Here is a 26,726-nt window from a genome sequence, read left to right on the forward strand (position 1 = left end):
TTTATCTGTCAAAGGAAATTTACTAGGAGGAAAGGAAATATGAAAAAGCATACCGGGAAAATCTGGCGTGGTTTGGCAACAACTACAGCCTCACTTCTCACAATCACACTGGGCGGAAGCTCAATTGCAAATGCAAGAGTGGATTTCATTAATGCGACACTTGGAACCTCAAGCTACAAAATCGAGCAGGGAGATTCTGACTCTGATGGCATTTATTATGAATCTGAATTTGATAATGTAGAGGATCTGGTAAAGGCTAAAGAACAGCTGGCTGCTGAAATTTCTTCAGAAGGTTCCGTTTTATTCAAAAATACAGATCAGACCCTTCCACTTGACAAATCCAAAGAAGCTGTTACCCTCTGGGGCTTAAACAGCCATCTTCCGGGAACCGGCGGATTAATTGGTTCCTCTGTTGTGGCTGATTCAGAGGATGGTCAGATCGCTTATGGTATTGAAGAAGCTATGGATGAAAGAGGCTTCACAGTAAATGAAACCATGAAAGGCTTTTATGCAAGTGAAACCTGCGCGCCATATTACAGAAAAGCTTCTTTCTTTGGAAATGAAGTTCCGGGCCATAGCCTTGTACCTGCTTTTTCCGCTTCTTATAATGAAGCAGATACATATACAGTAGGTGAGGCACCTGCTGAACTTTACACAGATGATATTCTGGAATCTGCTAAGGATACAACAGCAGTTGTTGTTCTTTCCCGAGACAGTTCAGAGGCGTCTGACTACAGCACAAATATGAAGGATCCTAATGGGGACAGCTTCGACACACCGATGTCTATCTCAGCTTACGAAAAAGAGATGATCCAGCTTGCAAAGGAAAATAGCAATGGCAAGGTGATCGTTTTGATCAATTCTGATGTTCCTATGGAAATCCAGGAACTGAAGGATGATCCGGAGATTGGAGCAATTCTTTGGACTGGACTTCCGGGAATGAATGGATTCCTTGGAGTATGTGATGTACTTTCTGGCGCTGTGAATCCATCCGGTCATATTTCTGATACTTATGCCACAAGTTCTGTTTCTGCTCCGGCAATGACCAACTTTGGTCTTTATACTTATACTAATGCTTCCAATGCAGAATCTGGTGCAGAACTTACAGAAGCAGACAAGGGTGACTGGTATGTAGTAGAAACAGAAGGTATCTATATTGGTTATAAATATTATGAAACCCGTTACGAGGATACTGTTCTGGATCAGGGAAATGCAGCCACCACAGAAGGCTCTTCTACTGGCAAAGCCTGGAACTATGTAGATGAAGTAACTTATCCGTTTGGATATGGTTTATCTTATACAACCTTTACTCAGGAGCTGGAAAGTGTAGATGTAATATCTGGGGAAAAGGGACTTGCAAAAGTGAAGGTAACCAATACCGGTGACGTTGCCGGAAAAGATGTTGTCCAGCTTTATGTACAGACACCATATATAGAGGGCGGACTGGAGAAAGCTTCTATTCAGCTTCTTGATTTTGGAAAAACAGAGGTTCTTGAGCCTGGCGAATCACAGACTCTGGAAATTGAGTTCGCTCCGGAATATATGGCAAGCTATGATGAAAAAGCTGTAAAAGAAGATGGAACAGAGGGCGCATGGGTGCTGGATTCCGGTGATTATTATTTCACAATCGGAAACGGTGCGCATGAAGCATTAAACAATGTCTTGGCGGTAAAAACAGATTCCACAGACGATCTGATCACAATTACAGACGATGAAACAATTGAGCCGGAAAATGTAGTGACAGTTTCTCTTGGTGAAGATAAAGAGACTTATTCTGAAAACGTAGAGAATGCATTCCAGGATTGCGATATTAACAATCTGATCCCGGATACTGCTGAATACACTACACGTTCTGACTGGAGCAAGGGCTGGAAAGAAGTGGAAAGCATTACTCCAATAGAGGAAATGATGAAAGGTCTTACAAACTCCGCTTATGAGCTTACTGAGAACAATGACGAAGAAGTTGTCTGGGGAGCTGACAACGGATTAAGCACCGTTGATTTCCTCCAGTTTAATGAGGATGGAACTTTCGCAGGCGCACTTCCTCTGTCTGATGAAAAATGGGATCAGCTTATGGATCAGCTGACTTTGGAAGAGGCTGCCAACTTTATTGAAAAAGCAGGAGATAAAAACTTTGAGAAGCTGGATTCTATTTTCCTGCCAGAAGCAATCTGGTATGACGGACCGATCGGTTACAGCTACGACCAGATTGCAGGATATGCAACCCGCTGGAATGAATCCAACTCTTCCGAGCCGACTTATGTTTCTTCAGACAACGAATATGCTTCCTACTCTATGAGCTCCATGCCTACAGAACCTGTAGTTGCAGCAACATTCAATAAAGAACTTGTAGAGAGAGAAGGAGAGCTCTTTGGTGAAGATGGATTGTGGTCCAATGCCAACTCCATTGCAGCACCTGGTCTTAACATTCACCGTGCACCTTACTGCTCCAGAAATCATGAATATTATTCAGAAGATGCCATGCTTACCAACCTGTTGGGACAGGCTGTCTGCAAAGGCGGAAAATCCAAAGGTCTTATGATGATGCCGAAACACTATATCATGAATCATCAGGAGTTAAACCGTTCCGGTGTTTCCACATTTTTCACAGAGCAGGCTGCAAGGGAAAATGAACTCCGCGCATTCCAGGGAGCTATGGAAAATAACTATGCGCAGGGAATCATGACAGGCTTCAACCGTCTTGGAACTGTATATTCAGGAGCTTCTGAAGCTTCACAGGTGCAGGTTGCACGTAACGAGTGGGGCTTTGAAGGCTGGATCGTAACAGATATGATCAACGGTGCTGATTACATGAACTGGAGAGATATTGTATTTGGCGGCGGTGGCGGATGTCTTACAACTTCCGCATATGAAAGCGCTAATATTGGTTCCATGACTTCAACCGAGAACCTGAAGCTGATTGCAAAGGACTCTGCTTTCCAGAAAAAGATGAAAGAAACAATTAAATATTTCGTATATAATACAGTTGCAAGTAATGATATGAATACAATTACAACCTCCACTAAATATATTCACGTTCTTACATGGTGGCAGATTGCCTTTATGGCAGCAGAGGTGGTATTTGGACTTCTGACACTTTTGTTTGCAGTTATGTACCTTCGAAATTCACTTCGCAAAAAGACAGTTTACGTGAAGGAGGACAAGTAATATGGGATATCTGAAAAATAAAACATTTGGTTTTTACTTAAGCTTTGTGGCTGCAATCCTTGCGCTGATCGGCTTTGTAATGTACCGTCAGTCAGGACATACAGAATCTTATATTGAGGTTCTGCTGCTTGTAACAGTGGTTCTGCAGATTCTTGCGATGATCGTTTTGAAGGTGGCACCTGATTTTAAGTGGACAAGCCTTCTGCTTACTGCAAATGCAATTCTGACTGCAGCAGCACTTGTTAACAGTTTTTATACACAAGTTGATTTTATTGGATATGTGGTATCAGGACTTTATGAGTTTGCAACCATAAAGAAATTCATAATTTCAGCCGTACTTATGGCACTTTCCATGATTGCATATATTGTTTCCTCTTATTCTGGATTTCAGAAATGCACTTGTAAGGATGAGACAAAAGCTTGATTTATCTGCTGTAAAATATGGAACAAATTAATATTTACATGGTATAATGAAAAAGCCGGAATGCCCAAAAGGACTCCGGCTTTTGCCGTATACCATGGAGGATAACTATGATTACCATTGCTATTGTGGAAGATGATAAGAAAAGTGCAAAAATTCTTCAAGACTATATATTACGCTATTCAGAAGAAAAACAGGAACCGTTAGCTGTAGAATGCTTTGAAAACGGATTAAATTTTATCAGCGATTATAAAGCCAGCTGCGACATTGCTCTTATGGATATTGAAATGCCTCATATGAATGGTCTTGACACCGCCAGAAAACTGCGGGAATTTGATAGCCAGATTCCTCTTATTTTTATTACCAATATGGCGCAATATGCCATTAACGGATATGAAGTGCAGGCTCTTGATTTTATGGTAAAGCCTATTGAATATTTCAACTTTTCGCTGAAACTGGACAAAGCGATCCGAATCTGTAAAAAGCTTCATGGTTATCAGATATATGTTCCTTCTGAACAGGGAACTGTTAAAATTGATATTGCAGATCTGATTTATATTGAAAGTGCAAAGCATTATCTTTATCTTCATACTTCGAAAGAGACCTTTCGTCTGCGAAGCACAATGGGAGATTTTATAGCACAGCTTCCGACAGGTCGCTTCTCCTGTTGCAGCAAATCCTTTTGTGTAAATCTGGAATGGATTTCCCGCTATCAGGGAAACAGCGTGTTTGTAAATGGAAAGGAATTATCGATTTCCCGTTCTTATAAAAAAACTTTTATAGATCAAATGACAATGTACATTAACCGGGGAGGAAACTGACGTGGCAATTTATGAAATATTAGCTTCATCTACAAGTGAAATACAGGGAATTACCTGTTTTATCATCCAGCTTTTTATAGCGGAAGCTATGTTCTTTTTCCATCTAAAAAAAAGGAAACGCTTCTGGTTACGCCTGCTTGTAGGGGGAACTGCCTGTCTGCTTTTGGGAGTTACCCTTCCAATTATAATTGGTCAATATATAAGCGGAATTCGAACCTTTATTGTGCTTGTTTTTATGCAGCTTTACATGTGGTTTTGCTTCAGGCGTTCTTTTTTGGATATTTTATTTTGTACAATTGGAGCTTTTACTGTACAGAATCTTGGAAGCAATATTCAGGTGCTGATTTGTATCGTGACCAAAACTTCTTTCAAGATGCTTTCCACGGAAATGGTCATTGGATTTACCATTGTATATATTATTTGTTATCTCACTTGTGCAGCAAAAATAAAAAATTTTCCGAATATCAGCCAGAACAGAGTCCGTGTACTTTGGGTAGCCATTATTTCCTTATGTGTCTGCTGGCTCCTTCAAAGCTGGCTGATCAGTGAAAAGCTGGATATGGTTATGGCGTGCCGTGTTCCATTTGTATTCTGCTGTATTTTATCTCTTTTTATGCAGTTTGGGCTTCTGGAACAGTCCCGGCTCAATGAAGAAAATCTGGCTCTTGAGCAGTTAATAAAGGAAAATGCAAAACAGTATGAGTTGTCAAAGAAAACAGTTGAAATCATTAACATGAAATGTCATGATCTTAAGCACCGGATTCTGGAATTGGAACAAGCCGGAAATGCAGATCATGGCCAGCTGGAAGAAATACGTAAAGCAGTAGATATTTATGACGGGCTTGCGAAAACAGGCTGCCAACCATTGGATATTATTCTTTCAGAAAAGAATCTTCTTTGTGAAAAATATCAAATTAAGTTTTCATATATGATTGATGGAGAGAAGCTTACTGGTATTAAATCGGGAGATATCGCTGCCATATTTGGAAATGCTTTAGATAACGCTATTGAATGTGCAGCGGAGCTGCCAGTTGAAAAGAGAATTATCAGCCTCATCGGATATGCGAGACAGGATGTGATGGGGATTCATATTGAGAATTATTGCGAGGATGAACTGGAATTTCGTAATGGGCTTCCGGTGAGTACCAAAGGAGATGATAATTATCATGGCTTTGGCATGAAAAGTATTCAATATGTGGTGGAAAAATATGGCGGAAATCTTGTGGCGAATTTGGAAGAAAAGATTTTTAGTGTAGATATTATTTTTCAAGTTCTAGATTAGAGCCTTTTTCAAACTGGGGAGGTGCCTTTTTTTGAACGCAGATATGCATTCCCCCGCTTCAAGTGCGCGGAGCACTAAGCGGCAGGTGAGGGGGGATGCTTCTGTCAGTGGGAGCCTTCAGCTCCTACTGACAGATCGCAAAGCGACTGCGTTCATGAGCAAGTAGCGAAGCGGACCTGGAATGTCCGCTTTACTAATATACGAAAGCAATAAGTTAACTGGTAGTATTCCGGCGAATCAGCACCGGAGCGATCTGTTTGTGAATTGGCTTTTCCAGTGGCTTAGGCGCTCGCTTTTTTTGCTCTTCCATCTGCTGCACCAGAAGCTCCATGGCAGTCTGTGCAATAACATCAATTTGCTGACCGACAGTTGTGATCGGAAGGATTGATTCACTGGCAATTGGAGAATTATCAAAACCTATAATTTCGTAAGTAGGTGGTAATTTACCATATTTCTGGAAAATTAAATTGAGAAACATATTGGCATAGGTATCATTCGCAAGAAAGATACCTTTTTTTTGATTCGGATACTTTTCTTCAATTCTTGTAAAGATACGTCTTATCACATTTAAAATCTCTTGATAAGAATTGCCGCTTACGCTTAGATCAATGTCATAAGGAACCTGATATTCTTTACATGTTTCCTCAAATGCACGTATACGATCATAAGCCGGGACTGTTTTTTCAACATTGACATTGATATGAATCAATATATCACATTTATCACGAATTAACAGGGAGGTAGCCTGAAGGGAACCCATATAATTGTCAGTGGTAATGCTGCTGATATATTCTGCCTCTCGCTCAATGGCAATGACAGGAATCTGATAGGAAGCCAGTTTTTGGGATGACAGTGTATGGCTTAAAACAATAAGCCCCTCAATCTGATAGGAAAGAAGCTCTTCAATATACTGTTGTTCCTCTTCGGCACCGTGTTCACTGGAAAAAACAAGAAATTTGTAATGGTAGTTACTATAGCTTGAAAGAAGCTGTGTCAGCATTTCAGAGTAGTAATGCAAGTAGAGATTTGGAACAATAATTCCGATAAACTCACTTTTACCATTTGCCAGAACTTTTGCAAGTTTATTTTTTTTATAGCCAAGGGTATCAAGGGCCTGTGAAATCTTTTCCTGATTTTCAAGCGTAAGAGAATCGGGATGATTGAAATACCGTGATATTGTAGTTTTTGAAAAATGAGTATATTCTGCAATATCTGCAAATGTCACCTGTTTTTTTGCCATAAAAATTTAATCTCCTTATAAATAAATGAGAATAATATTGGGGAATCTTTTAATTACTGGGATTATATTATTTTTTTAGTATAGCAATTATTTAAAAAAAAGGCAATGCTAAAATAACCGATTACGTAACCGGTTATTTTAGCTTGAAAAAGTGTTGACATATGAACTTGGATGTAGTAACATCGAACTATAAAGTAACCGGTTACTTAACCGGTTCCGAGAACGAAAAGGGAAAGGAATGGAGGAGAAGTGCATGAAAAGAATGCAGAACCAAACAATGCCCGTGAAAAAGCAAACGTGGAGAGATAAGGCTACATATGTGAAGAAAAACTGGCAGTTATATCTTTTTTTCTTAATGCCAGGACTTTTACTGACAATCATTTTTAAGTATCTTCCTATGGGGGGACTTCTGATTGCATTTGAGGATTACAACGTAATCAAGGGAGTGCTTGGAAGTCCATGGGTTGGACTTGAATATTTCAGGCGGTTTTTATCTTCACCGGATTTTATGAACTACCTGTTGAATACGTTAAAACTGAGTATTTATGGACTGTTGTGGGGCTTTCCGGTTCCGATCATTCTGGCATTGCTTTTAAATCGTATCCGCAGAACCGGAGTTAAGAAGAAAGTACAGCTTCTGGTCTATATGCCGAACTTTATATCTGTAATTGTACTTTGCGGTATGGTACGAATGCTGCTTTCTCCAGTCGGACCTCTGAATAAACTGTTAGGAATCAGTACAAACTGGATGACAATGCCATCTGCTTTCCGCACCATTTACATAGCAAGTGGAATCTGGCAGACAGCAGGCTGGGCCTCTATTATGTATACGGCTGCTTTATCCAATGCAAGCAAAGAACTGGAAGAAGCAGCTATTATGGATGGCGCAAATCTTCTGCAGCAGATCTGGTATGTGGAGCTTCCTGCAATCAAGAATATTATTGTAATTCAGTTTATTCTGCAGGCTGGAAATATTATGAGTATTGGATTTGAGAAAGCCTATGCATTACAGACAGATATGAACCTGCCGGCATCAGAAATTTTATCAACATATGTATACCGTATTGGTCTTTTGAACGGCGATTATGGTTATTCGACGGCTGTTGGTCTGTTTAATTCAGTAGTAAATGTAATTCTGTTAGTTTTTGTAAACTGGGTGGTAAAGAAGCTGAACGACGGAGAAGGATTATAGGAGGAAGCGAAGATGGAGAAAATAAAGAAAAAATATTCGAAGACAGACTGTCTGATCCTTGGAATTGGATTCCTGATTCTTGGACTGTTTGTACTTTCTATTGCAATTCCAATCGTGTATGTAGTGCTGGCCTCTTTTATGGATCCTACAGTTTTGAATAATCAGGGACTGAGTTTTCATATTAAGGACTGGACTTTGGATGCATATCGCAGAGTACTGGAAAATGAGATGATCTGGCGTGGATTCCTGAATTCTTTTCTGTATTCACTTGCATTTACAGCTATTTCTGTTTTTATAACATTGCTGGCAGCGTATCCATTGTCCAAGAAGGAATTTGTGGGAAGAAAATTTTTCAATCTCATTTTTCTGATCACAATGTTCTTTGGCGGTGGAATGATCCCGACTTTTATTTTAATCAATCAGCTGCATATGGTAAATACAGTCTGGGCAGTTTTAATTCCTGGAGCATTTAATGTCTGGAATATGATCCTTGCAAGAACATACTACCAGTCGATCCCGGCAGAATTAAGAGAAGCCTCTGCAATTGATGGAGCCAATGAGATCCAGCATTTCTTCAAAATCATGATGCCGGTATGTAAGCCGATCATTGCAGTACTTGCACTGTGGTCATTCGTAGGAATGTGGAACAGCTATTTTGATGCAATGATTTATCTGAATGATGCAAATCTTCAGCCCCTGCAGTTAGTACTTCGTTCCATTCTGGTACAGAATACTCCGCAGCCAGGTATGATTGCAGATATTCAGAGTACTGCTGAAATGGCAAAGGTAGCGGAACAGCTGAAATATGCAACCATTGTAGTATCAAGCTTACCGCTTTTAGTAATGTACCCATTCTTCCAGAAGTATTTTGATCAGGGAATTATGGTCGGATCAGTAAAAGGCTGATAAGAAAGGAACGATACAGATATGAAGAAAAACAGAGTAAAAGGTTTACTTGCACTTGGACTTTCTTTGACGATGATGATAAGTACGGCAGGGTGTGGAAAAGAGCAGCAGCTTAATGCGGAGATCAACCCGGACACACCAGTATCTGAGGTACAGTTTCCATTAAAGGAAACAGAGGAGCTTTCTTTTATTACAAGTGCACCGGCTACTTCCACACAGGATCCCAATGAAAGAGTGATTTTCCAGCGACTGGAAGAACAGACAAATGTTCATATTGACTGGACCTGTTTTGTATCAGATCAGTTTTCAGATAAAAAGAATCTGGCATTGGCTCAGTTTGGAAATCTGCCGGATGGTCTGTTTAATGCAGGTATGAGTGATTATGACCTGCTGCGTTATGCCAAGCAGGGAATTATCATTCCACTGGAAAATCTGATTGACAAATATATGCCGAATCTTCAGGCTGTGTTTGAAAAATACCCAGAGTACAGGACTATGTGCACAGCACCGGATGGACATATCTATTCTTTCCCGTGGATTGAACAGCTTGGTGCAGGAAAAGAAGCAATTCAGGCGATTGGAGATATTCCATATATTAATAAAAAATGGCTTGACTACCTTGGACTTGAGATTCCTACAACAACAGACGAACTGGAACAGGTACTGATTCAGTTCCGCGATCATGCAGAAGAACTGGAGAAAGAATTTTCCATTGAAGGTGATGTAATTCCAATGTCCTTTATTATCAATAACGGAGATCAGGATCCGGCGATTTTAATAAACGGATTTGGAGAGGGTTACGGAGACACAGGAGATCATTTCGCGGTAACGGATGAAGGAAAAGTAATTTATACAACTGTTCAGGAAGGCTACAAGGAAGGAATTGAATGGCTTCATAAACTGGTGACAGAAGACCTTGTAGATCCGGAAGCCTTTACACAGGAGTGGTCTACTTATGTTGCAAAAGGAAAGAATCACCGTTATGGACTCTGCTTCACATGGGATATTGCGAATATAGATAACAATACAGATTATGTGATGCTTCCGGCACTGACCGGGCCAGATGGCATGAGAAATATTACCAGACAGAACAACAGTGAAACCAGTGGATTTGACCGTGGAAGATGTGTTCTTACATCCAGTTGTCGTAATACAGCACTTGCTGCTGCATGGATTGATCAGATGTATGCACCCCTCCAGTCTCCGCAGAATAACTGGGGTACTTATGGCGAAGAGGATTCCTTTAACATTTTTGAACTGTCTACAAACAAAGACGGCGGCGAAATGTTAAAACATATGGATTTGGGAGAGCAGTCTCCAGTGGAAGTGCGTGAGGCGCAATCTGTAAATGGCCCTCTGGCTGTGCTGAATGAATATTATGATGTATATGTGACACAGCCGGAAGATGCGAAATGGCGTCTGGATAATATGCATGAGACATATTTACAGGATATGAACAGCAAATATGTTTATCCGAATGTATTTATGAGTATTGATGATACGAATAAAGTATCACAGTATGATACCGATATTAAGAAATACGCAGAGCAGAAGAAGGCAGACTGGATCCTGAACGGAGGAATTGAGGAAGAGTGGGATTCCTATCTGGAAAAGATGGAGAAGTACGGGCTTTCAGATTATCTTTCAATTAAGCAGAAATATTTTGACCAGTATCAGGAATCCTTAAGCGCGGAAAAGTAACAAAAGATGTAAGAACTGAACAACGACTTTGACAGGAGATTTTTCATGAGCGAAATGTTAGAAAAGGCAAGAAAATATGAATTTACACAGGGACAGCAGATTAAAGCGGAAGACAGACCGGCTTTTCATATAACTCCTTATGTTGGATGGATGAATGATCCCAATGGATTTTCCTGCTATAAGGGAGAATACCATTTGTTTTATCAGTACAATCCATATAACACACATTGGGACAGCATGCACTGGGGGCATGTGGTAAGTAAGGATCTGCTGCATTGGGACTATCTCCCGGCAGCATTGGCACCAGACCAGGATTACGATAAAGTGGGCTGCTTTTCCGGAAGTGCCATAGAGCTGGAGGACGGCAGACAGCTGCTTATGTATACTGCTGTGGACCGGGAAATACTGGAGGACGGAACCGCAAGGGATGTTCAGACACAGGCGGTGGCTGTGGGAGATGGAAAAGATTACGTGAAGTATGACAAAAATCCGGTCCTGACCTTTAAAGATCTGCCGGAAGGTGCAAGCAGAGTTGATTTCCGTGACCCAAAAATCTGGAAAGAAAAAGATGGAAACTTTTATTGTGTTATAGGAAGTCGTCCTGCTGATGGAAGCGGACAAATTCTTCTTTACAGAAGTAAAAATGGTTTTGAATGGGAATTTGTAAGTACTTTGGCAGAGAATAAAAACCGCTATGGAAAGATGTGGGAATGTCCGGATTTCTTTGAACTGGACGGCAAATATGTGCTTCTGACAAGCCCACAGGACATGATTCCGGAAGGAATGGAATATCATAATGGAAATGGAACATTATGTATCATAGGAGATCTGGATTCTGAGACACATACTTTGAAGGAACAGTCTTATCAGAGTGTGGATTATGGAATTGACTGTTATGCAATGCAGACATTGCTTGCTCCAGATGGAAGAAGAATTATGATTGCCTGGATGCAGAACTGGGATACTCTTGCTTATCGCAGAAATGAATCTAAATGGTTTGCACAAATGAGCCTTCCGAGAGAAGTGTCTGTGAAAAACGGAAGATTGTATCAGGTTCCGGTCAGAGAACTGGATTCCATGCGTGCAAATAAAGTCGAGTACAGGGATGTTGTGATTAAAGACACCAGAATCACACTTGACCAGATTGAAGGACGTACCGTAGATCTGGAGCTTGTAATACGACCGGTAGATAAAGATAAGCTTTATAAAAAATTCGAACTCTGTTTTGCAGAGAATGAAAAATATCATTCCACTTTACGATTCCGTCCAGATGAATCAGTTTTGAAAATCGACAGAAGCTTCTCCGGAAGCGAACGTGCAGTGGTTCATCAGAGAGAATGTCTGGTAAATGGTGACTGTAATGAATTGAAATTACGAGTAATTCTGGACAGATTCAGCGCGGAAATATTTATCAATGACGGCGAGCAGGTTATGTCTGCTGTTATTCTTACAGAGCAGGATGCAAAAGGAATTTCTTTCTTTGTTGACGGTGCGGCTAAGATCGATGTAGTGAAATATGATTTGGTATGAAAGTTCCAGACGCTTGTAATGAATGAGTAAAGTAAAAATACAAGAATTGGGAGCGACGTATGAAGAAATATGATGTAACGGCACTGGGAGAATTATTGATTGATTTTACTGAAAACGGAAAAAGCAGTCAGGGAAATCCACTTTTTGAAGCAAATCCCGGAGGAGCACCTTGTAATGTGCTTGCAATGTTAGCAAAGTTAGGGCATGACACGGCATTTATCGGAAAGGTAGGAAATGATTTCTTCGGAGAACAGTTGAGGGCTGCAATAAAAGAAGTTGGAATTGATGACACTGGATTATGTACAGACGAAAAGATCCATACAACCCTTGCTATGGTACATACATATCCAGATGGAGACAGGGATTTCTCTTTTTACCGTAATCCGGGTGCAGACATGATGCTGAATAAAGCTGAAATTTGTGAAGATATTCTCAAAAATACGAAAATTTTTCATTTTGGTACATTGTCTATGACACATGAAGGGGTGCGGGAGGCAACGAAAGAAGCAATTCATATTGCAGAAGAAGCTGGCGCTATTATTTCATTTGATCCCAACTTACGTCCACCGCTCTGGGAGTCTATGGAAGAGGCGAGAAAGCAGGTATTATATGGTCTTGGTCATTGTCAGATACTGAAAATTTCAGATAATGAAATTCAGTGGCTGACAGGAGAAGAAGATTATAGTGATGGCGTAAACTGGATTAGAGAACGTTATCAGATTCCACTGATCCTTGTGTCTATGGGAAGAGAAGGAAGTCGTGCTTATTATAATGAAATGATGGTGGAAGTAAAGCCGTTTTTACAGGATAATACCATCGAGACAACCGGAGCAGGAGATACCTTCTGCGGCTGTGTATTGCACTATGTCTGTGAACATGGAATTAATGGACTAAAAGAGGAAAATCTGGCTGAAATGTTAACGTTTGCCAATGCAGCTGCCTCAATTATCACAACAAGAAAAGGCGCACTGAGAGTAATGCCGGAAGAAAAAGAAATAAAGCTATTAATATAAAATATTCAAAAGAATAGGAATACAATAAAGGGACTTCTTCGGAGGTCCCTTTTAAAATGGGAAAATGTTAATAAAACTTTTTCTTGCTAAATCGTAAAAGTTTGCTAGAATAGTTGTAACAAACACAGTCAGAAAGAACGTTCACAAACGAGGTGACCGCTATGATTACACTGAATGATTATTTATATTCCGGAGATACGGTTTTAAAAATTTTACAGAAATATACAGAGGATCTGCGTAAGGAAGCGAAGAAGAACCATAACGAAGTCGATTTGGTGCACAGCAACTTTCTGCTCCAGATCACGGAACTTCTGGAGCATAATGATTTCCTTACGGCCCAGTCCCAGAAGATCCGGGAATTTTACAAATATATGGCCCATGAATATCCGTTTCTTGCCTTTACATTTAAAGGCAGGATCAAGTCCCTGATCCGGGCAGAAGAGAAATTTAATGGATATGTAGTGGAATATATTTATGATTATTACAGGGAAAATGGTACCTATCCGTCGGTTGCAGAGTTGAAAAACAAGCTGAGCTGCTTCCGTGATTTTATTGCTTACAGGATCGTGGTCTGTATGCCAAGATGTCATTTGAAGCCAGGGGAAGACCAGGAGCAGGCGTCTATCCGCTATCTTTATGAGATTGCAAATGTGCTGCCAGGATTTCTGGAAGAGAGAGGCTTTACAGCAGAATCGGCTCAGGGAGTGAAATTGAGTACTTCTGATCAACTAAATGATGATGTAAAGCCTTATTACAGAGATTATATTTGTGGTACCAGTGAATATGGGTATCAGTCTTTACATATTACGTTCTATGATAACAGCTCCAGATCCTACATGGAGGTACAGCTCCGCACCCAGAAAATGGATGATACTGCGGAAATCGGACCGGCCAATCATCTGGGCTATGAGAAACGCCAGCAGGACGAGCGAGCCAGAAGAGATGTGATCCCGGAAGGGGAATGTGTTTACTTTGATGAGGCTTATGAGCGGGGGATGAAGCTGCTTTCCCTGGAATTAGCAGATCTTGACGTGAATATGTTTTCTGCGGTAAATAACAGTCTGATCAACGATGGCTGTGGATTGTTCCGAGGCAGATTGATTCTGCCTTATGAGCATTTGTCCAGATTTCAGAATGATGTGATTGATTGAGAAAAAAGTAAGTGGAGCAATAAAGATGTTAAAGAAAAAGATGTTAATTGCTTTAGGGGTGGCAGCAGTATTGAGTGTGAGCTGTGTAAGTGTGACTGTCTGGGCTGAGGAAAACGCAGAAGAGCAGACAGAGGAAGCAGAGGACAGTTCTAATTCTGAAGGAGAGGAAGATGCTGATTTAGAAGAGTCTGACAATCCGGAGATTGAAGAGGGATACACTACAGAACTAGAAGGCTGCACAAAGGTGGTTTCCTGGTGCAAAAATGGAGACAATAATATTTACGGACAGTTCTATTATCCGGAAGATTTTGACGAAACAAAGACTTATCCAGTAATCATTATGAGCCACGGAATCGGTTCTACTTCCCAGATGGTAGAGCGTGCAAAATGGCCGGAAAAAGCAGCCCAGGATGGATATGTGGTTTATACATTTGATTTTTGCGGAGGTTCCCTTAACGGAAATAGTGATGTAGATTTCATGGATATGACGGTGATGACGGAGAAAGAAGATTTAAGTGCCGTTATAGATTTTGTGAAAACAAAGGATTATGTGGATCAGGATCATCTTTTCCTTCTGGGACAGAGCCAGGGAGGGCTTATAGGTGCCCTTGCCGCAGCAGACAGAAAAGAGGATGTAGCAGCTATGCTTCTGGTTTATCCAGCCTTTTGTATTCCAGATAATGCCCGGGAACTGTATGCTACCGCAGATGATATTCCAGAAGGGGAGGCCGAGATGCCGGTAGGAACTGTGGGCTCTGAGTATGTGAAAGCAGTTTATGATCTGGATGTTTATGGCACTATCAGCGCATATGACGGAGACGTGATGATCATTCACGGAATCAATGACAGCGTGGTACCATACAGCTATTCTGAAAAGGCAATAGAGGAAGCGTACACAGGGGAAGGTTCTGTTCTGGTTCCGATTTATGGAAAAAGATCTAGCCATGGTTTCGAGATGAACTTTGAAGAGGGAAGAGACTATGCGGAGACAGTTGGATTGGAATTTTTGGATGTGCATTTGAAAGAGGAAGAATAAAGGTTTAGGAAACCAAAAAGTGAAAAAAACATGTAGGGCGTATTTATAGATCGTTATGAATTAAAGGCATTGCAAGGATATTATACCGCGTACTAAAAGTTAGATTTTAATGTCTGACTTTTGGGCGGTATGTTCTACAATGCCTTTTTTTATTTAAGTATATATTTTATAAAAATAATATTGTATAAAATAAATACAAATGGTATAATATTAACGAGGAATGATTCTTAAAAAAATATAAACTCCTTGCAGTACATTATATTTTATGTTACGCTGAATTCACATCTCAGGAACTCTATGTACTATTCGTAGGCGGTTCAGCTCATGAACAGCAGTCTATTCATTGCCATTCGGTGAAGTATTCCTGTGAAATAAGCGTAATAAAGAAGGTGGTGAAACTTGGGTGTAAAAGACCAGGGACTACAGGAGTATCTGAAAGATAACGAACGCTTTGCAGATTTTGTGAATGGTACCTTATTTGCAGGAAAGCAGATTGTGGATCCATGTTATCTTAAGGAAGTACAAAGGAAGAAGAGAGTATCATATAAACAGTCGATTATGGCAAAAAATATACAAAAGAAAAACAGTTCTGAAAAATACGGCGAAGAGGAAATTGCCAGGGAAAAAGGTGTTTTTGAAGAGGGAGAATTCGGGGATGACAGCGCGAAGCTCATGTATCTGGAAAGAGAACGCGATTTTCTACGTCTGCACGACAAACCGGGCTGTAGATTTTTTCTGGCATGTGAAGTTGAGTCTGGGGCAAACTATGAGATGCCTGTGAGATGCTTTACATATGACAGCATAGAATATACAGATCAGCTAAAAGAGTGGAAAAGAAAATCCCAGCAAATGTTCTGGGGAAGAGGAAGACGTGGGAAAAAACGGCGCCGAATCCGTCGTCCATTGCTTCCGGTATTTCATCAGGTATTATACCTGGGAGAGAAAAGGTGGAAGAGTAAGTTAAAATTACAGGAAATGATGGACATCCCGGAAAATGTGATGAGTTTTTCAGACAGGCTTCCTGATTATGATATTTGTATGATAGATATTCATGAACAGAATCCTGAGTTGTTTCACACGGAATGGAAAGATATTTTCCAGCTTATGAAGCACAGCCGTAAAAAAGACGAATTGAGAAAATACGTAGAAGAGAGTACCGAAGAAATACGAAAGCTAAGTCAAGAAACCAGATGGCTTCTGGCGATATTACTGGAGCAATATGAATTTGTTGATGAAGAGGTTGTGGAGGTGAAGGATATGTGTAAGGCATGGGATGGCGCAATGCAAATGTATGCAGATGAAGCGAGAGCAGCAACGCGGAAAGAAATGAAGAAAGAGATGAAAAAAGAAATGAGAAGACAGGCCAGAGAAAAAGATCGCAGGACCGTTTTTAACATGTTTTCTCGGGGGTATTCACAGAAAGAAATTGCGGCAATTTCCGAGCTGCCGCTTAAAAAAGTACAGAAAATGTGTGAAGGGTTTATCGAGAATACAACAATGCCAGTACATACTTCTTGATTTGGATTAGAAATTACAGAATAGTAGCTGAGAAAGTTTAACGAGAAAAGGCATTGCAAGAAATCATATGGCGTCTGTAAAGGTTTTGATTTTGGAGTCAAACACGCTCTAGGGAGAGGCTATATCTTGCAATGCCTTTTAAAATATTTATATTATATTCCACTAATGAAACTATTTATGCGTTCTCTTTCTCCGGAAACATCTTTCCAAAGATAAAACGAATCAGCGGTCCGCAGTACATCAGCTGCCAGAAGAAGGCTACCGGGAAGTTCATGAAAGTGGTCTGGAGCCATACGGCAACGAACTGGGAACCCGCATTTTTAAACAAGATTGTGGCAATTAAGCTCATGATCGGGCACATAATGCAGATGATCATAACAGAAATTGCAACTGTGATGGCGAAAGGTCTGTCTTTAGGTGTGACAATACGAAAAGCAAGCTTATGGGCAAGGTTATCAACAATAAAGAACTCCAGTACAAATGCAACCGGCCACATAATCTTCATTTCGCCGAAAGCCATGAGAAATACCTGGTTGCTCATTCCACCGATGTTCAGGGAAATGTTGTAGCAGATCATGGCGTAGACCATAAGGAAAGCCATCATCAGAGTGAAAATAACATTTTGAAACTTAGTTTTTGGCATAAAATTGTTCTCCTTTTTCTAAAAATGGGTACAAAAAAGACACATGTGTTGTTCGTTATCAAGCATGCACTTGTGTCGTTTCCAATTTTATACCAGAGCTGATTTGTTATTAAATTGTTTACCGAATGATTATTATACCAGATAAATTGGAAAATGCAATAAGAAAATCGATATATAAGATGGACTAAGAAATGGTAATGGGAATTTTTTATAAGTCAGAATGCAGTTTTACTTAGTTACTGTGAACGGAGTGAACAGTAACTTTACTTATGTTCCTTGGTTATATTAAACTAGTGGTTTATTGCAGAATATGTAGTTCTTCTGGTAATATAAAACATGCAAGAAATCATATCGGTCATTATCCCGCTAAGGAGGCGGAGCGGACTGTAAATCCGCTGTTATCATAACACGAGTGGGTTCGATTCCCTCATGGCCGAGTATACTCCTGTAGCTCAGCTGGATAGAGCACGCGTCTACGAAGCGCGGTGTCGAGAGTTCGAATCTCCCTAGGAGTGCTTCCAATGGCAGATGTCTTGGAATAAAGTGAATCAGGTAAGGAAATGGTGCAAAGGAAGAAAGCTGTCTGTGACTAGACGGCTTTTTTTCATTGAGATTCAACTTCTGGATTTTGAAGATGTGCTATTTGCGATGGATTTCTTACACTTTACGTAAAAAACAGGTACAGAAATTGCAGGGTGTTATAATAAATCCATATTATGAATTATGTAAAATAATCGATGGAGGATGAAGGTATGAAAACAAAGCAGGCTGTAAATCCGTACCTGCCAAGCTGGGAATACGTGCCGGATGCGGAGCCGCATATTGTGGATGGACGTGTATACATATATGGTTCTCATGATCTTTTTAACGGCTTGAATTTCTGTCTGGGAGATTATGTATGCTGGTCAGCGCCGGTAGACGATCTGGGCAACTGGCGTTATGAGGGTGTTATTTTCAAAAGAGAGCAGGATCCGGCAGCACCGAAGATCCGTCTTACAAATGGTCTGGCAGCACCGGATATGATCCAGGGACCGGACGGAAGATTTTATCTTTATTATTTCATGGGCGGCACCAAGATGATCTCTGTGGCTGTCTGTGACAAGCCGGCAGGCAAATATGAATTCTATGGTTATGTAAAATATGCAGACGGCACTCCTATTGGAAAGAAAGAGGAGCCGCTGCAGTTTGACCCGGGCGTTTTTATGGATGATGATGGAAAGCTGTATCTTTATACAGGCTTTGCCCTTCAGGGAAATCCCCTTCTGCTTGATGGATCCAAGCCGACTGAGCACGGTGCAATGTGCTTCGAGCTGGACCCGGCAGATATGCTTACTGTAAAAATGGGACCGAAATACATTGGAATTGCCAGTGAGAAAGAAGCACCGGGAAGTTCTTATGAGGGACATCCCTTCCTGGAGGCAAGCTCCATGCGTAAATTCAATGGAACCTATTACTTCATCTACAGTTCCCTGAACAGCCATGAGCTTTGCTATGCAACAAGCGATAACCCTACAGAGGGCTTTGAGTTTGGCGGTGTTCTGGTCAGCAACGGGGACATCGGCCTTCCTGGAATCACAGATGTAAAAAATGCAAGAAACTGCACCGGAAACACTCACGGAAGCCTGATCGAGATTAATGGAAGCTATTATGTTTTCTATCACAGACACAGTAACCGTAAGCAGTCTTCCCGTCAGGCCTGTGCAGAGCGCATCCGCTTCGAGAATGGCAAATTCTATCAGGCAGAGATGACCTCCTGTGGTCTGAATGACGGACCGCTTAAGGGAAAAGGAAACTATCCTTCCTACATTGCCTGCAACGTATATGGCAAAAAAGGAACCCGTTTCTTAAGTATGATCAAACATCCAAAGTCCGGTCATCCATATCTGACTCAGGAAGGAAAGGATCGTGAGCAGGGGTCAGATCAGTATATTGCCAATATGTGTGACGGAGCAGTTGCAGGTTTCAAATATTTTGACCTGCGTGAGACTTCTAAGGTTCGTATTAATATTAAGGGAAAAGCAACTGGAGTTGTTTATGTATCCACAGAGGAAGGCGGCAAGCCAGTGGCAAAGATTCAGGTAAAACCTTGCAAGGAACAGCACGGTTTTGCAGCTGATGTAAACGGACTCGGTGAGAAAGAGGCACTGTACTTCAGTTACAAGGGAACTGGCGCATTTAATTTTATGTCTTTTGATCTGAAGTAAGATTCCATTAAATGTGCAGGAAATATTCTGCCTGCAAATGGAAGACAGAGCTTAAATAAAGGGAAAAAGAGTTTATCTTAAGAGTCAAATAAACCCAGGAGGCGAAATATTTGAACATTACTAATTTTGCAAAAAAACTTGCAGAAAAGCCGGTTTTTAAAACAAGAATCAAATCCGATCAGGTGAAGCTTCCGGAAATTGCCATTGGATATTTTCTGGCGCCCTTTTGCGCCATGTTTGCCAATGCCATTTTCGGTGCCTATCTGAACCGTTATTATGTGGATGTACTTGGCTGGACGAAATTCGGAGCATTTGCCACACTTCTGCCAATCGTATCTGTGATTTTCGTAGTTCTCGGAAATCTGATGATCGGGCAGTGGATCGACAACACCAGAAGTACACAGGGAAAAGCAAGACCTTATATGATCATTGCAGCACCAATGCTGATCATAGCCATTATTCTTATGTTTATGACACCAACTAAGGGCAATAATGCAGTGCAGATGATCTGGATCGCAGTGTCCTATAACCTGTACTATGCACTTGCATATCCATGTTTTTACTGTGCACATAGCTCCATGGTTTCTCTTTCTACCAGAAATTCTGAGAGCCGCGGGCTTCTTGCAACACTGTCAAATGCAGCAATGGTTGCTTCCGCAGGAGTTGGAGCCAGCATTGTAGTGCCGATTCTTTTGCAGAGTTTTCTGTTTGTGACAAAGGACGGCGGAATTGATGTGGATGCAAGCTATTCACACTGGAGAATTATTTCCATCGTGCTTTGCCTGGTAAGTGCATTTGGCTGTATGCTGGAATATTATTTTACCAGAGAGCGTATTACAGAGGAAACCATCAATCTGAATGTGAAGGAAGAGAAGCTTCCTCTGAAAAAACAGCTGGAAGGCTGTATCCACAACAAATACTGGTGGATCATCATTCTCTATTTCCTGATTTTCCAGTTTGGCCAGCTGATCAAAAACAGTTCCATGAGCTTCTATGTAAGATGGATGTTTGACAGTGTAATTAATTCTGCAAATCCGGAGCAGACTTCCGGTGCATTAATGTCAACACTTGGTTTGGTTGGCGGAATTCCTACTGCCGTTGGTATGGTAGTGGCATGGCCAATTGCCCGTAAGCTGGGCAAAAAGAGAGCTGTTGTTACAGGACTTTGCTTCTCCGTTGTAGGCGGCCTTGTCTGTTTCCTGAATGTACACAGCTTCGGAATGGTTGCTGCAAGTATGGTACTGAAAGGAATCGGAAGTATTCCGGCAATGTATGTGACGATGGCGCTTCTTTCTGATGTGCTGGATCACCTGGAAGCGAAAAATGGTTTCCGAAGCGATGGATTTACAATGTCTGTTTATAGCTCCATTATGGTAGGTCTTAGCGGACTCTGTATCGGTGTGCTGAACAGTCTTCTTACCTTTGCAGGCTACAGCAATACCGGCATTGCCTGCAATCCGCAGACTCTGGAAATCATTGAAAATGTGGCAAACTATACAGGGCAGATCGTTTACCGTCAGATGGGCGGCGTGGAGCAGGTGCTTGCATTTGCATTTCTGGCGGCAGATGTGATCACCTATGCAGTTGTTATCATTCTCATGAGCCGTCTGGATGTGGAAAAACACATTGAAGAGGATCAGAAAAAGATAAAAGAAAATCAGAAGAAAGCAGCTAATGATTAATTGTTTCAGAACCTGTTTCCTGTTATACTATTCTTAGTTAACACAAGTGATTCCGGCTCCCTGGTGCAGTGTCACTGTGCCAGGGAGCCGTTTTAGCCGAATAAGCTGCGAAGAAGCTATTCGATTATGAGAAGGCAGCAAAGCGGATTGGAGTATCCGTTTGATTGAATAGGATAGGTGAGAAATAATTATGATAAGAATTGCAATTGTAGAGGATGACAGGCATGACCGGGAGGCGTTGAAGAAATGCCTGAATCGTTATGAAAAAGAGAACCAGATGAAATTTTCCGTAACAGAATTTCAGGACGGAGAGGACATTGTAACCGATTATACAGCCAGCTATGACCTTATTATTCTGGATATTGAGATGGCTTTTCTCAATGGAATGAAAGCAGCAGAAAAAATCCGCGAGCTTGATACAAATGTAATTATTATTTTTATTACAAATATGCCTCAGTATGCCATTCAGGGATATAAAGTAAATGCGCTGGATTATATTTTGAAGCCAATTTCCTATTTTTCATTTTCAGAGAGTATGGTAAGGGCTCTGGCAAAGGTGAAGACACCGGAGAAGGAGTACATTACCATTGTTCTGAAGGGAGGTAAAAAGAAGCTGGATGTGGCGCGGATTTGTTACGTGGAGGTTCAGGACCATGTGCTGATCTACCACACTCTGGATGGGGATTTTGAGACAAAGGGCACTATGAGGGATACAGATAATCAGTTTGATCCGAAGAAATATTTTCGGTGTAACCGCTGTTATCTGGTAAATCTGGAATTTGTAGAGACTTATCAGGGCAGTGATATTATGGTAAACGGCGATACGATCCAGGTGAGCAGAAGCAGGCGGAAGCCCTTCCTGGATGCCCTGAATGAATATATGAATGAGGTGGAAAAATGAGAGGCACAGTAGTCAACACTCCCGGATATTATTATGCCATTTCCTACTGGCTTTCTGCACTGGTAATGATTCTTGTGCATGGATGCGGGAAAAAAGATGTGTGGAAATATGTGTATGGGGTGTTGAGCTTTATCAGTATTTTTACCGTTATGTTTTTTACAGATGGAATAAAGCAGATGTTTTTCATGCCTCTTATGGTTTGTGTGTTTTTGCTGATGCTTTTGTACATCAGGATGGCAGGAGAGCTTCCATGGCGTGAAACCGGATTTTTCTGTGCGAAGGCATTTATCAACGCAGAATTTGCAGCCTCTTTGTGCTGGCAGATTCATTATTTTTATACAGGTGATTTCAGCGGTCAGGAGAAGGGGACACCAGAGCAGATGCTATGGAGAGTGCTGCATATGGTAGTTATTTATGCAGTACTATACATTCTGATTTATCTGATCGAACGTTATCTGAAGAAGGATATTGAAGAATTGCAGATCACCCGCAGAGAATTACTGGTTGTATATTTTGTGCTGATTATGGTGTATTGTATCAGCAATGTAAGCTATGTGGATGTAAAAAGTATTTTCAGTGCAGGAACAGCTATGGATGTGTTTATTATCCGTACACTGGCGGATCTTAGCGGTATGGCGGTGCTTTATGCTTATCACATTCAGGTAAAAGAGATCCAGATGCGTTTTGAGAAGGATACGCTTCGGAATATTATGGATATGCAGTACAAAAATTACAAGCTTTCCAAGGAGAGTATCGACATTGTAAATCAGAAATACCATGATCTGAAGCATCAGATCAATCTTTTAAAAAGCGGCGCAGATTCTGAAAAAGCAGGGGAATACCTGGAACAGATGGAGCGTGAGATCAAGATTTATGAGACACAGAATAAAACGGGAAATAAGGTCCTTGATACCATTCTTACCAGTAAAAGCATGCATTGTCAGAGACATGGTATTGAGCTGAAATTTATGGGTGAGGGGCAGCTGCTGAATTTTATGGAGGATATGGATATCAGTGCTCTTTTCGGAAATATGCTGGATAATGCTATTGAAAGTGTGGTGAAGATCAAAGACCGTCAGAAACGTCTGATTTCCCTGCATGTGATTCAGGATAAACAGTTTATTCGTATTCGCACAGAGAATTACTGCGAGGAGAACGTTCAGTTCCAGGATGGAATCCCGATCACCACCAAGAAAGACAAACGGTTCCATGGATATGGAATGAAGAGTATGAAAAAAATTGTAGAGAAGTATGGCGGTTCAGTTATGGCGGGCAAGGCGAATAACTGGTTTGAGCTGAAGATACTGATTCCGATGAAACATTAGACGATTTTTAGGAGGAAAAATAATGCCATCATATAGTATAATTGAGAATTTCGAAGTACATAAAAATAATCGTTTTCTGGAAATTGCAGAGGCCCTGAAGCCGGAGCTTTTGCATAAAGAAATTAAGGCTGAAAAGGAAATTATGGTGGGAAAAGACCGCCAGATGAGAACGGTTATTACAGAAGAGCACCCGATTGAAAATCTGTATGCAAAATATTTAAAATGAGATGATACAGTATTTGTGGATTTCGGGGATCATGCTGTAGGTTATGTGACTTTGGAGCTTAGTAAAACAGGAAGCCATCAGGATGCACCGGTTTATTTTTACCTGAAATTCGGTGAGCGTCTGGAGGAAATGACGGACAAAACTGCTGATTATGACGGCTGGCTCAGCCGTGGCTGGATTCAGGAGGAGTATATTCATGTGGATGTACTTCCGGCGAAGGTGAAGCTGCCAAGAAGATATTCTTTCCGTTATATGGAGCTTCGTGTAATTGATACTTCTGCCAAGTTCCAGCTGAAAATCGATGGTATTTCCTGTGATACGGTTTCTGCTGTAGATATGGAGTCTGTAAAGCCTGTGGATTTCGGAGATCCGCTTCTGAATCAGATTGATCTGGTAAGCCGAAAAACCCTGAAAGAATGTATGCAGGATGTTTTTGAGGATGGACCAAAGCGTGACCGCAGAATGTGGCTGGGAGATCTGAGACTTCAGGCGAGAGCCAATTATTACACCTTTAAGAATTATGATCTTGCCAAACGCTGTATGTATATTTTTGCAGGACTGCTTTTTAATGAGGGAAAGCTAAGCGCCTGTGTATTCACAGAACCGGAGATGGAGCCAGATGATACTTACCTTCTGGACTATGCATTGTTTTTCTCATCTGTGCTTCTGGATTATTATGAGGCAACCGATGATCTGGAAACCTTAAGGGATCTCTATGATGTGGCAATTGATCAGATCCGCATTGCCATGACACAGTTAAATGAGAAAAATGTTGTGGAGGATTTAGGTGATGCATTCTGGTGCTTCCTGGACTGGGGAGATGGTCTGAATAAGCAGGCCGGAGCTACAGCAGTTCTTATTTACTGTATCCGTTACGGAATCCGCCTTGCAAAGATTCTGGATAAACAGGAGGATATCAGCTGGCTGGAAGAGAAGCAGGCCATGCTGAAAGAGGCAGCGGTGAAAGAGTTCTGGGATGAAGAGCTTGGAATGTTCGTAAGCGGTCCGGACCGTCAGGCTTCCTGGGCAACCCAGATCTGGATGATTCTGGCCCGTGTCTTTGACAAAGAGACAAACTGTAAATTGATCCATCATGTAATGGAAGTGAATCCAAGAATCCGCATGGTAACTCCATATATGTATCATCACTATATTGATGCGCTTATCCGCTGTGATGAGAAAGAGCTTGCACTGGAAGAAATGAAGCGTTACTGGGGCGAGATGATCCGCGACGGCGCCGACACCTTCTGGGAACTGTACAATCCATACAACCGGGAGGAATCCCCTTATGGCTGCAGCATGGTTAACAGCTACTGTCACGCATGGAGCTGTACGCCGACGTATTTTCTTAGAAAATTTTATATGGATAATGAGAAATAAGATTGAGAATGAGGATCTTGCAGAAATGCAGGATCCTTTTTGAAATGAGAGAAAGATTCTTGATAAAATGCAACACGCAGGAAATAATGTCTGGCATTACAATATGGGGAAAGGAGCATTAAAATAGCCCTGCCATCATAATGGCAGGGCTAAAATAATCATTTCTTTTTATTCTTTTTGGATTTCTTAGTCTCATTCTGGGCTGCCTGAGCTTCCTCAGCAGATTTCTTAAAACGTGCGAAAAATCCTTTTTTCTTCTTAACCGGAGCGTCCAGGTTACCGCGGATGCCTTTTACACCTACTATGTAAAGTCCACTTACTTCAGCTTTGATCTCTTTCTTCACAGGGATAAGGTCGAATACTTTCTCGTCTGCGATAAGAATGGAAATCTTCGGTCCGACTTTAGCCTTAACGATCGGCATCTTGGAGCGGCGGAGAAGCTTCGGAGTCTGGTCGATGACCATCTGTGGGAGACCTGATTCCTTAAGTGGCATTCTCTTCTTATCAATAACGAGCATGGAAACGGTCTGTTTACTTGCCTCGATCTGTGCCTGCTGTTCTTCCTGCTTCTTCTGGGTCTTCTTGCCAAAGAAATATAAACCAACCAGTAATCCGATGAGGATTACGAGAATCACCAGAAGGACGATTGTTACTGGATGCATACTTATCCTCCTACTATATTATAAAGTTTCTTAATAACTATTCAGCCTGCACGGTTCCGCAAAGCGTGTGACCGTGAAGAAACTGAACAGTTACATTCTTGTTTCACATAAACTATATTTTAACATCATTTTTTGGAAAAGGCAATTGTTTTGTTATCTCCTTTAAAAAGCTTATACGCCGTGAAAGTATATAAAATCGGTACCGCAAATGCTGCAAGATTCATAAGAACCAGTATAATACTTCCCTTAATATGAAAGAAGTGGGCAATCTGGGGAATAAAGGCCAAAATTCCAAAGATAACGGTGCTCATTCTTCCTTTTTCTGCATTCATCACGCCTATAATTCCAATTGCAATCTGAAGAAGTGTAAATGCATAAGTAAGTGCAAAAGCCTCTGTAGTATCACCATGGCTTACATGTCTGCCCACAATATTAGTGGTTCCGATCCAGAAGCGGGCTGCGATCAAAGAAGCAGAACCCAGGGCTATTTCAAATAGTGCGCTGATGCGCATAATATCTGATCTGTTCATATTTTCCTCCTTTAGAGTGAATGATATAGAGCTTAATATTTTTGATATTTGAGGTTAAAACATATTTTATCATGTGTTTTTTATTTTAACAATATATGGCAATAGAATGCAAGGATATGGTGCTAGAATATAAATAGTACAAGTCAAAATGAGAATCCCTAATTACAAATTTTATGGTACTATGTAGTTACCGC

22 protein-coding genes and 2 tRNA genes are annotated in these 26,726 nt (G+C 41.0%); 20 read left to right on the forward strand and 4 right to left on the reverse strand.

All coding sequences use genetic code 11. The annotated features are described in order from the left end of the window. Positions 1-39 precede the first annotated feature (39 nt). The 4 genes from I4V84_RS03880 (at position 40) to I4V84_RS20300 (ending at position 5,692) form a co-directional block, all read left to right on the forward strand. Positions 40-3,168 (forward strand): glycoside hydrolase family 3 C-terminal domain-containing protein, encoded by a 3,129-nt coding sequence (locus I4V84_RS03880; RefSeq protein WP_195991280.1) that lies wholly within the window; start codon positions 40-42, stop codon positions 3,166-3,168. A gap of 1 nt (position 3,169) precedes the next feature. Next, positions 3,170-3,592 (forward strand): hypothetical protein, encoded by a 423-nt coding sequence (locus I4V84_RS03885; protein ID WP_173715761.1) that lies wholly within the window; start codon positions 3,170-3,172, stop codon positions 3,590-3,592. Between the two features lie 107 nt (positions 3,593-3,699). Then, positions 3,700-4,410, forward strand: coding sequence for a LytTR family DNA-binding domain-containing protein (locus I4V84_RS03890; protein ID WP_118577566.1), 711 nt, complete (start codon positions 3,700-3,702; stop codon positions 4,408-4,410). A 1-nt stretch (position 4,411) separates the two neighbouring features. Beyond that, the gene (locus I4V84_RS20300; RefSeq protein ID WP_195991281.1) at positions 4,412-5,692 is read left to right on the forward strand and encodes an ATP-binding protein; all 1,281 of its coding nucleotides are present in this window, start codon (positions 4,412-4,414) and stop codon (positions 5,690-5,692) included. A gap of 214 nt (positions 5,693-5,906) precedes the next feature. Here the strand turns inward: I4V84_RS20300 and I4V84_RS03900 are convergent, their stop codons facing one another. Beyond that, complete coding sequence (locus tag I4V84_RS03900) at positions 5,907-6,932, reverse strand: substrate-binding domain-containing protein (RefSeq protein WP_195699783.1); 1,026 nt, start codon at positions 6,930-6,932, stop codon at positions 5,907-5,909. 253 nt (positions 6,933-7,185) lie between these two features. Between I4V84_RS03900 and I4V84_RS03905 the strand changes: the two genes are divergently transcribed. The 8 genes from I4V84_RS03905 to I4V84_RS03940 all read left to right on the forward strand — a co-directional run bounded on the left by I4V84_RS03905 (position 7,186) and on the right by I4V84_RS03940 (position 16,979). Next, the gene (locus I4V84_RS03905) at positions 7,186-8,124 is read left to right on the forward strand and encodes an ABC transporter permease subunit (RefSeq protein ID WP_118577563.1); all 939 of its coding nucleotides are present in this window, start codon (positions 7,186-7,188) and stop codon (positions 8,122-8,124) included. Positions 8,125-8,136: 12 nt separating this feature from the next. Then, positions 8,137-9,030, forward strand: coding sequence for a carbohydrate ABC transporter permease (locus tag I4V84_RS03910; RefSeq protein ID WP_118577562.1), 894 nt, complete (start codon positions 8,137-8,139; stop codon positions 9,028-9,030). Between the two features lie 21 nt (positions 9,031-9,051). Then, positions 9,052-10,731 carry an ABC transporter substrate-binding protein gene (locus I4V84_RS03915; RefSeq protein WP_173718077.1) on the forward strand — a complete coding sequence of 560 codons (1,680 nt, stop codon included), beginning with the start codon at positions 9,052-9,054 and terminating at the stop codon, positions 10,729-10,731. A 45-nt stretch (positions 10,732-10,776) separates the two neighbouring features. Beyond that, positions 10,777-12,261: a glycoside hydrolase family 32 protein gene (locus I4V84_RS03920; RefSeq protein WP_195699782.1), complete on the forward strand. Its 1,485-nt coding sequence runs from the start codon at positions 10,777-10,779 to the stop codon at positions 12,259-12,261. A gap of 59 nt (positions 12,262-12,320) precedes the next feature. Then, the gene (locus tag I4V84_RS03925; RefSeq protein WP_195991282.1) at positions 12,321-13,274 is read left to right on the forward strand and encodes a carbohydrate kinase; all 954 of its coding nucleotides are present in this window, start codon (positions 12,321-12,323) and stop codon (positions 13,272-13,274) included. Positions 13,275-13,435: 161 nt separating this feature from the next. Then, a complete protein-coding gene (locus I4V84_RS03930; RefSeq protein WP_173770274.1) occupies positions 13,436-14,425 on the forward strand; it encodes a guanosine polyphosphate pyrophosphohydrolase in 990 nt (329 codons plus the stop codon). Positions 14,426-14,450: 25 nt separating this feature from the next. Next, a complete protein-coding gene (locus tag I4V84_RS03935; RefSeq protein ID WP_195991283.1) occupies positions 14,451-15,461 on the forward strand; it encodes an alpha/beta fold hydrolase in 1,011 nt (336 codons plus the stop codon). A gap of 399 nt (positions 15,462-15,860) precedes the next feature. After that, positions 15,861-16,979, forward strand: a complete 1,119-nt coding sequence (locus I4V84_RS03940; RefSeq protein ID WP_195991284.1) for a hypothetical protein — start codon at positions 15,861-15,863, stop codon at positions 16,977-16,979. A 175-nt stretch (positions 16,980-17,154) separates the two neighbouring features. On the opposite strand, the gene I4V84_RS03945 is transcribed toward I4V84_RS03940, so the two are convergent. Further along, the gene (locus I4V84_RS03945) at positions 17,155-17,622 is read right to left on the reverse strand and encodes a DUF2798 domain-containing protein (protein WP_195991285.1); all 468 of its coding nucleotides are present in this window, start codon (positions 17,620-17,622) and stop codon (positions 17,155-17,157) included. 352 nt (positions 17,623-17,974) lie between these two features. Between I4V84_RS03945 and I4V84_RS03950 the strand changes: the two genes are divergently transcribed. The 8 genes from I4V84_RS03950 to I4V84_RS19810 all read left to right on the forward strand — a co-directional run bounded on the left by I4V84_RS03950 (position 17,975) and on the right by I4V84_RS19810 (position 25,340). Beyond that, positions 17,975-18,059 (forward strand) — tRNA-Tyr (locus tag I4V84_RS03950). Positions 18,060-18,063: 4 nt separating this feature from the next. After that, a tRNA-Arg gene (locus I4V84_RS03955) sits at positions 18,064-18,137 on the forward strand. 237 nt (positions 18,138-18,374) lie between these two features. Further along, on the forward strand, positions 18,375-19,826 hold the full coding sequence (locus tag I4V84_RS03960) for a family 43 glycosylhydrolase (RefSeq protein WP_195699778.1): 1,452 nt from the start codon (positions 18,375-18,377) through the stop codon (positions 19,824-19,826). A gap of 110 nt (positions 19,827-19,936) precedes the next feature. Beyond that, positions 19,937-21,508 (forward strand): MFS transporter, encoded by a 1,572-nt coding sequence (locus I4V84_RS03965; RefSeq protein WP_207748618.1) that lies wholly within the window; start codon positions 19,937-19,939, stop codon positions 21,506-21,508. A gap of 190 nt (positions 21,509-21,698) precedes the next feature. After that, positions 21,699-22,409, forward strand: coding sequence for a LytTR family DNA-binding domain-containing protein (locus tag I4V84_RS03970; RefSeq protein WP_173769723.1), 711 nt, complete (start codon positions 21,699-21,701; stop codon positions 22,407-22,409). Then, positions 22,406-23,734, forward strand: coding sequence for an ATP-binding protein (locus tag I4V84_RS03975; protein ID WP_118577553.1), 1,329 nt, complete (start codon positions 22,406-22,408; stop codon positions 23,732-23,734). The genes I4V84_RS03970 and I4V84_RS03975 overlap by 4 nt, the downstream gene beginning before the upstream one ends. Before the next feature lie 22 nt (positions 23,735-23,756). Then, on the forward strand, positions 23,757-23,960 hold the full coding sequence (locus tag I4V84_RS19805) for a hypothetical protein (RefSeq protein WP_243284012.1): 204 nt from the start codon (positions 23,757-23,759) through the stop codon (positions 23,958-23,960). 15 nt (positions 23,961-23,975) lie between these two features. Continuing rightward, the gene (locus I4V84_RS19810; RefSeq protein ID WP_272112970.1) at positions 23,976-25,340 is read left to right on the forward strand and encodes a sugar hydrolase; all 1,365 of its coding nucleotides are present in this window, start codon (positions 23,976-23,978) and stop codon (positions 25,338-25,340) included. A gap of 158 nt (positions 25,341-25,498) precedes the next feature. Here the strand turns inward: I4V84_RS19810 and I4V84_RS03985 are convergent, their stop codons facing one another. Beyond that, positions 25,499-26,002, reverse strand: a complete 504-nt coding sequence (locus I4V84_RS03985; protein WP_118577551.1) for a hypothetical protein — start codon at positions 26,000-26,002, stop codon at positions 25,499-25,501. Between the two features lie 125 nt (positions 26,003-26,127). Then, the gene (locus tag I4V84_RS03990) at positions 26,128-26,532 is read right to left on the reverse strand and encodes a hypothetical protein (RefSeq protein WP_195991286.1); all 405 of its coding nucleotides are present in this window, start codon (positions 26,530-26,532) and stop codon (positions 26,128-26,130) included. Positions 26,533-26,726 lie beyond the last annotated feature (194 nt).

Source organism: Ruminococcus sp. 1001713B170207_170306_F1 (assembly GCF_015668065.1).
Taxonomy (GTDB): Bacteria; Bacillota; Clostridia; order Lachnospirales; family Lachnospiraceae; genus Blautia_A; species Blautia_A faecis.